The sequence below is a fragment of the Micromonospora sp. NPDC003776 genome (assembly GCF_053605645.1).
Genome location: NZ_JBSGJR010000805.1, coordinates 1 through 2,363 on the forward strand (window position 1 = coordinate 1; position 2,363 = coordinate 2,363).

Annotated in this window: 3 protein-coding genes; 1 reads left to right on the forward strand and 2 read right to left on the reverse strand. The window is 74.0% G+C overall.

The window, feature by feature from the left end; translation table 11 throughout:
- Positions 1-461: MFS transporter (locus ACWEVO_RS35125; protein WP_452311715.1), on the forward strand; the 461-nt coding region annotated here is incomplete at its 5' end.
- A 10-nt stretch (positions 462-471) separates the two neighbouring features.
- On the opposite strand, the gene ACWEVO_RS35130 is transcribed toward ACWEVO_RS35125, so the two are convergent.
- Both ACWEVO_RS35130 and ACWEVO_RS35135 read right to left on the reverse strand, forming a co-directional pair.
- The gene (locus ACWEVO_RS35130) at positions 472-1,116 is read right to left on the reverse strand and encodes a TMEM175 family protein (RefSeq protein WP_452311716.1); all 645 of its coding nucleotides are present in this window, start codon (positions 1,114-1,116) and stop codon (positions 472-474) included.
- Positions 1,117-1,182: 66 nt separating this feature from the next.
- Positions 1,183-2,262 (reverse strand): polyprenyl synthetase family protein, encoded by a 1,080-nt coding sequence (locus ACWEVO_RS35135; RefSeq protein WP_452311717.1) that lies wholly within the window; start codon positions 2,260-2,262, stop codon positions 1,183-1,185.
- Positions 2,263-2,363 lie beyond the last annotated feature (101 nt).

Consider the following 2,363-nt stretch of genomic DNA (forward strand, 5'->3'; position numbering starts at 1 on the left):
GGGGCCTCTCCCCCGGCCTCGCCGGCCTCACCCTCACCCTGGGCAGCGCGGTCTGCGTGGCGGCCCGGGTGGGCGCCGGTTGGCTCGCCGACCGGCGGGAGAGCGGTCACGTGGCGCTGATCGCCGGCATGCTCGTGGTGGGTGCCGGTGGGCTCGCCCTGCTCGCGGTGCCCGGTGCGGTGCCGCTCGTCGCCGGCGTGGTGCTCGGCTTCGGCCTCGGCTGGGCCTGGCCCGGGCTGATGAACTTCGCCGTGGTCAAGCTCCACCCGCAGGCCCCGGCCGCCGCCACCTCGATCACCCAGACCGGGGTGTACGCGGGCGGCTGCCTCGGCCCGCTGGGCCTCGGGGCCCTGGCCCACGCCCTCGGCTACCCGGCGATGTGGGCGACGGCCGGGGTGGCGATGCTGCTGGCCGCCCTGCTGATGCTCACCGGCAGCCGGATGCTGGGTGGCGCCCGTTGAACCCGCCGGCTCAGTCGGCCACCGGCTCGGCCGGCCCGTCGCGTCGGTCCTCGCCGCCGCCCCGGTTCGACCGCCAGTCCGCGACCGGCAGCCAGTAGAAGACGATCAACGCGGCGAAGACCGCAACGGCCAGCTGCCAGGAGAACGCCGCCAGCACCGTGCCGACCAGGTACATCGCCGGCCCCAGCACGAACCGGCGGGCCACCTGGTCGACCCAGGTCCGGGAGAGGCCCGGGGTCAGCAACTCCGGTCGGTGGCGCGCCCAGAGCCAGACCGCGTTGAAGAACACCCCGCCGACGACCAGCCAGGCGCCGTAGACGGCGACGGCCAGCGGCTGCCCGTGCCCCGAGCTGACCGCGCGGGCCAGCACGGCGGTGGTGAACGGCAGCGCCGCCACGTTCGCCAGCAGCAGCGTGTTGAGAAAGAGCAGCACCCGGTCGACCCGCGCGATGTTCTCGAACATCACGTGGTGGTTGGCCCACACCAGGCCGATCAGCAGGAAGCTGATCCCGTACGCGAGGTAGGAAGGCCAGAGAGCCAGCAGCTCCCGGCCGAGCCGCTCGGTCTCCTCGGGCACCCGGATCTCCAGCACCAGCAGCGTGATGGCGATGGCGAAGACACCGTCGCTGAACGCCTCGACCCGGTTGGTCCGCACCGCAACTCCCCTTCGGCGGGGCTCATCGACCACCGTCCGCGCCGAGCATACGGCCGGCGGACCGGGTCAGCTGGTGCGGTCGGCGATGTAGTCGCAGAGGGACTCGAGGGCGCGGCGGGCCGGGCTCTCCGGGAGCGGGGCGAGCCGCGCGCGGGCGTCCTCGGCGTAGCTGCGGACCGTCTCCCGGGCGCGCTTGAGCGCCGGGGACTCGCGGAGCAGGCCGAGCGCCTCGGCGTGCAGCGCGTCGTCCACCAGCGGGCCGGTGGCCAGGATCTCCCGCAGCCGTACGCTGGCGGCATCCGAGTCGTCCGACGCGAGCGCGTAGAGCACCGGCAGGGTCGGCACCCCCTCGCGCAGGTCGGTGCCCGGGGTCTTGCCGGACTGCACCGACTCGCTGGCGATGTCGAGCAGGTCGTCGGAGAGCTGGAAGGCCACCCCGATGGTCTCGCCGTAGCCGGCCAGGGCCTCGATGCGCTCGGCCGACGCGCCGCCGAACATGCCGCCGAAGCGGGCCGAGGTGGCGATCAGCGAGCCGGTCTTCTCGGCGATGACGTGCAGGTAGTGCGCAACCGGGTCGCTGCCGCGGGGGCCGACCGTCTCGGCGATCTGCCCGTGCACCAGCCGGGCGAAGGTGCGCGCCTGGAGACGTACCGCGTCGGGGCCCAGCTCCGCGGAGATGTCCGCGGCCCGGGCGAAGAGGTAGTCGCCGACCAGGATGGCGACCGAGTTGGTCCAGCGGGAGTTGGCGCTCGGGGCGCCCCGGCGCACCACGGCCTCGTCCATGACGTCGTCGTGGTAGAGCGTCGCCAGGTGCGTGAGCTCCATCACCACGGCGGCCGGTACGACCTGGTCGCCGGTCGGATCGCCGAACTGGGCGCCGAGCGCCACCAGGAGCGGACGGAACCGCTTGCCGCCGGCCTCGACCAGGTGGCGGGCCGCCTCGGTGACGAGCGGATCGGCGCTGGCCACGCTGGCCCGCAGGTCGACCTCGACCCGCTCGAGAATGTCCAGCACGGACGCCTCGACGCGCGGATCGGCGAGGTGCAGCCCGAGCGCGCCGAACTGACCCGTGCTCTCCCGGCCCGGGCGACCGCCGGGGCCGGTGGCACCTGAACGCTCGCCAGCCGGAATCACGCCTTCAACCATGCCACACCCGTTCGACCTGCCCGATGAGGGGGATACGGCGTGACCGTTGACGGCGTCGACGTGGCGAAGGAGATCCGGGGTCCCGAGGTGACCGGCGCGGT